Origin of the sequence: Streptomyces sp. NPDC050704, assembly GCF_040654355.1 — a bacterium.
Lineage (GTDB): Bacteria > Actinomycetota > Actinomycetes > Streptomycetales > Streptomycetaceae > Streptomyces.
Map to the genome: position 1 here is coordinate 26,918 of NZ_JBFAHW010000111.1, position 7,466 is coordinate 34,383.

Below are 7,466 nucleotides of genomic sequence, written 5' to 3' on the forward strand. Positions count from 1 at the left end.
GTCTTGATATAGGCACGTTATGTTCCTAATGACACCACGGGCTGGGCTCCATGCTGGATACCTCCGCACGTTTGCTGCGCCTGCTCTCCCTGTTGCAGACCCCACGGGTCTGGCCGGGATCCGAACTGGCCGAGCGCCTGGGGGTGAGCGGCCGCACCGTGCGCAACGACATCGACCGACTGCGCGAACTCGGCTATCCCGTGGACGCGACCCGCGGCGCCGCCGGCGGCTACCGGCTGGGCGCCGGAGCGGCGATGCCCCCGCTGCTCCTCGACGACGAGGAGGCCGTCGCGGTGACGATCGCACTGCGCACCGCCGCGCAGGGTGCCGTCCCCGGCACCGAGGAGACCTCGCTGCAGGCGCTGGCCAAGCTGGAGCAGGTGCTGCCCTCGCGGCTGCGCCGACGGGTGCGGGCACTGCAGGCGTTCACCATGGCTGTACCGGCCGACCGTCCTGCCCCGACTGTCTCCGCGGACACTCTCACCACCCTGGTATCCGCCTGCCGCGACCGGGAGCGACTGCGCTTCGACTACCTGGACCACGCCGGCTCTTCCACCCGGCGCGTCGTGGAGCCCTATCGGGCAGTGAACTGGGGACAACGTTGGTACCTGGTCGCGTGGGACGTCGAGCGCGAGGACTGGCGGACCTTCAGGATCGACCGAATCCAGCCGCGAACCCCGACCGGACCACGCTTCACGCCGCGCGAACCGCCCGGCGGCGACCTCACCGCGTACGTCTCTCTACGGGTGTCGAGCGCGGCCTGGCGCCACCACGCGCGAGTGACCGTCCACGCCCCGGCGCCGGCGGTGATCGAGCAGATCAACCCCGCGGTCGGCACGGTCGAGGCCCTCGACGCCGACACCTGCGTCCTGACCACCGGCGCCGACACGCTGCAGACCCTCGCTGCCTACCTGGGCATGCTCGACTTCGACTTCGACGTCACCGAGCCCGTGGAACTCGTCGATCACCTCCGTCGACTCGCGGACCGCTACTCCCGCTCGACACCGCCCACCCGCTGCGACGAAAAGACGCCATCAGGGCCGTCAGAACCGGCATCAACCAGATCTGCCACTGCCGAACCAGATGATCCGAATGAGACAAGCCACTCGTAACGAGAGAAAAGCCACCCCAAAAGGGACAAGGGCGCCTCGTGCTCAGTCACAGTGGCGTAGCGCACTATTGCAAGCAACTGCTTGCAATAGTTAGCGCGGGTGGTGCAGGGTGGAGGCATGGCAACGCTCAACGTCGGCAATCTTGGTGAGTACCTGCGGGAGCAGAGGCGCAACGCGCAGCTGAGCCTGCGGCAGCTCGCCGAAGCCGCCGGGGTGTCCAATCCGTATCTGAGCCAGATCGAGCGCGGGCTGCGCAAGCCGAGCGCGGAGGTGTTGCAGCAGGTCGCCAAGGCGCTGCGGATCTCCGCCGAGACTCTGTACGTGCGGGCCGGAATCCTCGACGCCGAGCGGGACCGGGACGAGGTGGAGACGCGTGCCGTCATCCTCGCCGACCCGACGCTCAACGAGCGGCAGAAACAGGTGCTGCTCCAGATCTACGAGTCCTTCCGCAAGGAGAACGGGTTCGAGATCAAGGCGGACGAGGGCGCTCTGGACGGTGTGCCGGGTGCGGCCGGCGCACCGCACGCAGACGATGTAGGCGATATATCGGATGCGGTGGATGGGCAGGACACCGCCGGTGAAACGGCCCATACGGCCTGGCCCGCCGACGACGGCGATGCCGGTCAGGGCGGCCCGCACGGTCACATCGGCCAGAACGGCCAGAACGGCCACACCGGCCGGAAGGGTCGGGGTGGCCCCGCTCGACCGGCTTGACCCGCATCACCAGTTAGAGAACCGCATGACTCGTACGACCAGAACGACCAGTGCAACCAGTGCGACCCGTAGACCCCTATGAGCAGCACATCTCCGCGAGGCGACCGAGCACGTCTGGAACGGCTCGGCCGGCCGCGGAGTACGGACCGACCACAAAACCCTCACGCTCAACGCGATAGTGATTCCCGGAGGACCATCGCCATGGCCATCACCGACGACCTGCGCAAGACTTTCAGCGACCCGACTCCGCTCTACTTCGCCGCCGGCACCGCCGACCTGGCCATCCAGCAGGCCAAGAAGGTGCCCGGCATCGTCGAGCAGCTGCGCGCCGAGGCGCCGGCCCGTGTCGAGGCCGTACGCGGCACCGACCCGAAGGCCGTTCAGGAGAAGGCCACCGCCCGCGCCAAGGAGGCGCAGGAGACTCTCCAGACCAAGGTCACCGATTTCATCAGCACTCTGGACACCGACCTGAAGAAGATCGGTGAGAGCGCCCAGGACTTCGCCCTGCGCGGTGTCGGCGTGGCCGCCGAGTACGCCGTGAAGGCGCGCGAGACGTACGAGAAGGTCGCCGAGCACGGCGAGCAGACCGTGAAGACCTGGCGCGGCGAGGCCGCGGAGGAGATCGAGGAACTGGCCGTGGCCGTCGAGCCGAAGCCGGAGCCGGTCGAGGTCAAGGACGACAAGCCCGCCGAGGCCAAGACCGAGCCCGCCCCGGCGAAGAAGACCGCGGCGAAGAAGGCCCCGGCGGCCCGCAAGACCACCGCCAAGAAGACGACGCCGCCCGCGAAGTAGAAGTAAGCGGCGGCAAGCAGCAGTAAGTAGTAGCAGTAGTCGGCGGCGGCGGCTCCGCGGCCCCGGTCGCGCGCAGCCGTCGCGTACAACGGTCGGGGACTCCGGGCACTATCGGAGTCCCCGACCCGTTCTGCGGGTACGGTGACCGCGTAGAGACGACTCGACTCGGGTGGTGGGCTAAGTGCTGATGACGGCATTCGGCGGCTTCATGTCGCTGATCTTCCTCGCCATGCTGGTGCTCGCGGTGGCGGCGCTGGTGATGGCCGGCCTGGCCCGCGACGACGCGTATCGCGCCGCGAACAAGCAGAGCAAGGTGTTCTGGCTGGTGATCCTCGGCGTCACGGTGGCCGTGAACCTGCTGGTGCCGATGCTCTTCCTGCAGATCGCCGGGCTCATCGCCACGATCGTCTTCTTCGTGGACGTCCGCCCCGCGCTCCAGCAGGTCTCGGGCGGCGGCCGGGGCGGTCGGCGCGGCGGCGGCAGCAGCAGCGACGGTCCGTACGGGCCGTACAACGGCGGACGCTGAGCCGCACACAGGCGGCAGACGTCGACAAGCGGCCAACAGAACTGGGCTGGGCCGGGTGGGCTGAGCGGTATCAGGCCACGCGGTCCAGCAGCAGTACCGCCACGTCGTCCGTCAGCTCGCCGCCGTTGAGGTCCCGTACCTCGTTCACGGCTGCCCGCAGCAGTTCCTCGCCGCGCAGCCCCTGTGCCAGCTGGCGGCGGACCATGTCCACCATGCCGTCCTGGCCGAGCCGCTCCCTGCCCTCACCCGTCCGGCCCTCTATCAGGCCGTCCGTGTAGAGCATCAGACTCCACTCGCCGCCCAGCTCCACCTGCTGGCGCGGCCAGCGGGCGTTCGGCAGCAGACCGAGCGCCGGGCCGCCGTTCTCGTACGGCAGCAGTTCGGCGACGAAGGGTTGTACGAGGGGCTGCGCGACGGACGGGTCCGCGGCCCGGTGCGAGGCGAAGGCGTCCCGGCGGGCGGGGCGCGAGATCAGCGGGGACGGGTGCCCGGCCAGGCACAGGCCCGCGCGGCGGCCGTCCGGTGCGATGTCGACCGTGCAGAGCGTCGCGAAGATCTCGTCGTTGTCGCGCTCGTGCTCCAGGACCTGCTGGAGCGTCGAGAGCAGTTCGTCGCCGCACAGGCCCGCCAATGTCAGCGCGCGCCAGGCGATGCGCAGCTCCACGCCGAGCGCCGCCTCGTCGGGACCGTGCCCGCAGACGTCGCCGATCATGGCGTGCACCGTGCCGTCGGGGGTGCGGACCGTGTCGTAGAAGTCGCCCCCGAGCAGCGCGCGCGAGCGGCCGGGCCGGTAGCTCGCGGCGAACCGCAGCGAGGAGCCCTCCAGGAGCGGCGTCGGCAGCAGCCCGCGCTCCAGGCGCGCGTTCTCCTGCGCCCGCAGCCGGGACTCGGTCAGTCGCCGCTCGGCGGTGTCGGAACGCTTGCGCTCCACCGCGTACCGGATCGCACGGCTCAGCAGCCGGCTGTCCAGCTCGTCGCGGAAGAGGTAGTCCTGGGCGCCGACACGGACCGCCTCCGCGCCGCGCTCGGCGTCCTCGGACGCGGTGAGCGCGAGGACGGCGTGCCGGGGCGCGAGCCGCAGTACGTGCTTGAGCGTCGCCAGCTCGTCATCGGCCCCGTCCGCACCGTCGGCCCCGGGCGCCGTGTTCGTGCCGTTCGTGCCGTTCGTGCCGTTCGCTCCGGTCGGTTTGTGGGCCGCCCGGCCCGGAGCCGTCAGCGCGAGGTCGAGCAGGATGCACTGGACGTCGTCGGTGAGCAGCCGCTCGGCCTCGGTGAGGTTGCGGGCGGTACGGATACGGATCGGCCGGCCGGCCGAGTCGAGCAGTTCGGGAACGCTCAGCGAACGGGCCGGGTCGTCCTCGATCACGAGCAGCGTCAGCGGAGCGGTGCCGCCATGGGCGGTACCGCCGTGGACGGTGTCGTCGCCGGTGCCGTCCCTCGTCGAGGGCGGCGCCTGGCCGGACCGGTCGCCGGGCGCGGACGCGGCCTGAGCCGGACCGCCGGACGAAGACGCGGCGCGAGCCTGACCACCTTCCACGGCGGGGATCGCTCTCTGCCGCGGTACGGGTACGGGCATCGTCTGGGTTCCTTCCCTCCCCCCGAGGGCACGGTGAGCCAAGGGGTCCTCGGCCACCGACGGGGACCATAGCGTCAGGCGCCGCCACAAAGGAATGGCGGAGGTCATGGCGCGTGGAAAACGGCCTCCGTCATATGCCGCATCCCGTACCGCAATTGGGCAGGGTGTACTCCTGCCCGGGATGACGTACATCACGCGCCGGAGGTTGAGCGGCCGTGCCGAACGTGCCGCGTATCACGTGCGGCACGTCACGTGCCGTGTGTCACGGGCGGTTCGGCACGCAGGTGACGGCGACCGCGCGGACCACCCTCACTTGCCGGGACGTACGACCCCCAGTATCGGCATCGACCCCGCCCCCGCGATCATCACCGGCCGCCCCGTCCGCGGAGCGTGCACGATCGCGCCGTCGCCTATGTACATCGCGACATGACTCGCGTCGGCGTTGTAGATGATGAGGTCCCCGGGGCGCATGTCCTCCACGGCGACCCGGCCGAGCTGCTTCCACTGCTCCTGCGAGGTGCGCGGAATGCCCTGCCCGGCCGCGGCCCAGGCCTGTGAGGTGAGGCCGGAGCAGTCGAACGTCTCCGGGCCCTCGGCGCCCCACTCGTACATCTTGCCGATCTGTGCCGTCGCGTACTCCACGGCCTTCTTGCCCTGGGCCGACGCCTCGCCGCTGATCCCGTCGACGACACCGGAGCCGAGCCACTCCGTCTGCGCCTTGCGCGCGGCATCCTGCTCCAGCTCCGCCAGCCGCTTCTTCTCTTCCTTCGCCAGCCGCGACTCGATCTTCTCGGCGGCGGCGATGTGCTCCTTGACCTTCTTCTTGGCCTTGGCCTTCGCCTCGCGGTGGGACTCCAGCTGCTTCCACTGGGCCGCCGCGTCCCGCGCGTACTGCTCCAAGTCATCCTGCGTGCGCGACATTTCGGCGAGCAGGCCCTTGGTCGCCCGGGCGCCCTCGCGGATCCGGCCCGCGCCGTCCAGGAACTCCTGCGGATCGTCGCTGAGCATCAGCTGGGCCTCGGGCGGCAGTCCGCCGCTGCGGTACTGGGAGCGGGCCGCGGCGCCCGCGCTGTCCTTCAGCCGCTCCAGCTTCGCCTGGCCCTCGACGATCTCGCGGGCGAGCCCGACGATCTGCGTCGACTGCTTCTCGGTCCGCTCCTCCGCCGCGTTGTACGCGTCCGTGGCGATCGCCGCGTCGTGGTGGAGCTTGTCCAGCTTCTTGCGGATCGCTTCAAGATCCGCGGTACTCGCGGGCGTTGCGGGCGGGGTGGGGGCTGGAGTGGGCGTCGGTGTCGGTGCGGGTGTCGGCGTCGGACTCGCGAACGCCACTCCCGGTGCGGACAGAATGGTCGCTGCGCAGGCCAGGGCCATGGCCGCCGTCGTCAGGCTCCGCTTGCCCGATCGCATGCTCCGTCCCCCAAAGCTGATTTACCGTCAGTAACTTGCGGGTGCTCCGGGGGATGGTGCCATGCCGACGCGCAATGTGACAGAGGCGGGCAAGGGCCCCGGCCCAACTTCCCTGCCGAACTTCCCCGTCCCACTTTGTGCCTGAGCTTCCGCGCCCAACTGCCTTCCCCTGCGGCCCGTCCCCGTCCTTCCCTGCCCACTTGGCGATGATCTCCCCCGCGTTTCCCGTCAATGTGACGAACGACGCACCGAGATCGTTCCCGCCGCCGTCGGCGAGCCGGAACTCGCGCCGCCAGCGGGCCGGAACCCGCGCCGTCAGCGGGCGGCCGTACCTCGCCCGGTCGCGGGTCGTCCCCCGTAACCGCGGGTTGTTCTACGGGCGGGGCGCCAACGCCTCCCACCGCACGGTCACTTCGCCCTGCCGCCAGCGCGTCACGCCGTCCGTGACCGGCCAGTCGGCCGCCAGGTCGCGGACCGCGCGGATCCAGCGCTGCCGGGCGCCGTACGAGGCGTACGGTGCCGCGGCCGCCCACGCGCGGTCGAAGTCGCGCAGGAAGGCGTGCACGGGCTCGCCCGGGACATTGCGGTGGATGAGGGCCTTGGGCAGGCGTTCGGCCAGGTCGGACGGGCGGTCCAGGGAACCGAGCCGGGTCGCGAACGTGATGGTGCGCGGGCCCTCGGGACCGAGCGCGACCCACACGTGCCGACGGCCGATCTCGTCGCACGTGCCCTCGACGAGGAGCCCACCGCGCGAGTTGGCGCACGCCGGCGCGAGGCGGGCGCACAGTCGCGTCCAGACCTCGGCGACCTGTGCCTCCTCGTACTGCCGCAGTACGTTCGCCGCGCGGATCAGCGACGGCCGCTCCGGCAGCGGGATCTCGAAGCCGCCGTGCCGGAACGCGAGGCCTTCGCGCTCGTACGGTTTCGCTGCCGCGACCCGGGCCGGTTCGATCTCGACGCCCACCACGCGCGCGCGTGGAGCGACGGTACGCAGTCGCTGGAGCAGCTCGACCGCGGTCCAGGGGGCCGCCCCGTACCCGAGATCGACCGCTACGGGGTCGCCGGTCCGGCGCAGTTCGGCGCCGTGGGTGGCCGCGATCCAGCGGTCCATGCGGCGAAGCCGGTTCGGGTTGGTCGTCCCGCGTGTCACCGATCCCACGGGGGTCGCTGCGCGGGCTGCCATGGGTGCAAGGGTATGCGCCCGCTCGTACAGGGCACCCGGCGCTGGTGGGGCCCCTGGGGGTGCGACCCCGAGTCGGCGCGCGTAGTCAAGGAGAGTTCGGTCCGCTGGAGTGACGGGGTCGCCCACATCGGTGACCGTACGACAACTCACCACGGC

7 protein-coding genes are annotated in these 7,466 nt (G+C 70.7%); 4 read left to right on the plus strand and 3 right to left on the minus strand.

The genetic code is table 11. The features are described from left to right. The first annotated feature begins 50 nt into the window (after window positions 1–50). From AB0I18_RS41235 to AB0I18_RS41250, 4 genes are all read left to right on the plus strand, one after another. Window positions 51–1,112: a YafY family protein gene (locus AB0I18_RS41235; protein ID WP_363110892.1), complete on the plus strand. Its 1,062-nt coding sequence runs from the start codon at window positions 51–53 to the stop codon at window positions 1,110–1,112. A 117-nt stretch (window positions 1,113–1,229) separates the two neighbouring features. Beyond that, the gene (locus tag AB0I18_RS41240) at window positions 1,230–1,826 is read left to right on the plus strand and encodes a helix-turn-helix transcriptional regulator (RefSeq protein ID WP_363110893.1); all 597 of its coding nucleotides are present in this window, start codon (window positions 1,230–1,232) and stop codon (window positions 1,824–1,826) included. Between the two features lie 201 nt (window positions 1,827–2,027). Then, on the plus strand, window positions 2,028–2,618 hold the full coding sequence (locus tag AB0I18_RS41245; RefSeq protein WP_363110894.1) for a hypothetical protein: 591 nt from the start codon (window positions 2,028–2,030) through the stop codon (window positions 2,616–2,618). A gap of 181 nt (window positions 2,619–2,799) precedes the next feature. Further along, window positions 2,800–3,144, plus strand: a complete 345-nt coding sequence (locus AB0I18_RS41250) for a DUF2516 family protein (protein WP_363110895.1) — start codon at window positions 2,800–2,802, stop codon at window positions 3,142–3,144. Between the two features lie 70 nt (window positions 3,145–3,214). On the opposite strand, the gene AB0I18_RS41255 is transcribed toward AB0I18_RS41250, so the two are convergent. From AB0I18_RS41255 to AB0I18_RS41265, 3 genes are all read right to left on the minus strand, one after another. Then, window positions 3,215–4,720 carry a SpoIIE family protein phosphatase gene (locus AB0I18_RS41255; RefSeq protein WP_363110896.1) on the minus strand — a complete coding sequence of 502 codons (1,506 nt, stop codon included), beginning with the start codon at window positions 4,718–4,720 and terminating at the stop codon, window positions 3,215–3,217. Between the two features lie 309 nt (window positions 4,721–5,029). Continuing rightward, window positions 5,030–6,127, minus strand: a complete 1,098-nt coding sequence (locus AB0I18_RS41260; protein ID WP_363110897.1) for an NlpC/P60 family protein — start codon at window positions 6,125–6,127, stop codon at window positions 5,030–5,032. Window positions 6,128–6,500: 373 nt separating this feature from the next. Next, complete coding sequence (locus AB0I18_RS41265; RefSeq protein ID WP_363110898.1) at window positions 6,501–7,310, minus strand: class I SAM-dependent methyltransferase; 810 nt, start codon at window positions 7,308–7,310, stop codon at window positions 6,501–6,503. Window positions 7,311–7,466: the final 156 nt, after the last annotated feature.

What these genes read in the sequence shown, in the direction of transcription:
- AB0I18_RS41255 (WP_363110896.1), bottom strand. Translation starts at nt 4,720, where the DNA reads ATGCCCGTACCCGTACCGCGGCAGAGAGCGATCCCCGCCGTGGAAGGT.
- AB0I18_RS41260 (WP_363110897.1), bottom strand. Translation starts at nt 6,127, where the DNA reads ATGCGATCGGGCAAGCGGAGCCTGACGACGGCGGCCATGGCCCTGGCC.
- AB0I18_RS41245 (WP_363110894.1), top strand. Translation starts at nt 2,028, where the DNA reads ATGGCCATCACCGACGACCTGCGCAAGACTTTCAGCGACCCGACTCCG.
- AB0I18_RS41240 (WP_363110893.1), top strand. Translation starts at nt 1,230, where the DNA reads ATGGCAACGCTCAACGTCGGCAATCTTGGTGAGTACCTGCGGGAGCAG.
- AB0I18_RS41265 (WP_363110898.1), bottom strand. Translation starts at nt 7,310, where the DNA reads ATGGCAGCCCGCGCAGCGACCCCCGTGGGATCGGTGACACGCGGGACG.
- AB0I18_RS41235 (WP_363110892.1), top strand. Translation starts at nt 51, where the DNA reads ATGCTGGATACCTCCGCACGTTTGCTGCGCCTGCTCTCCCTGTTGCAG.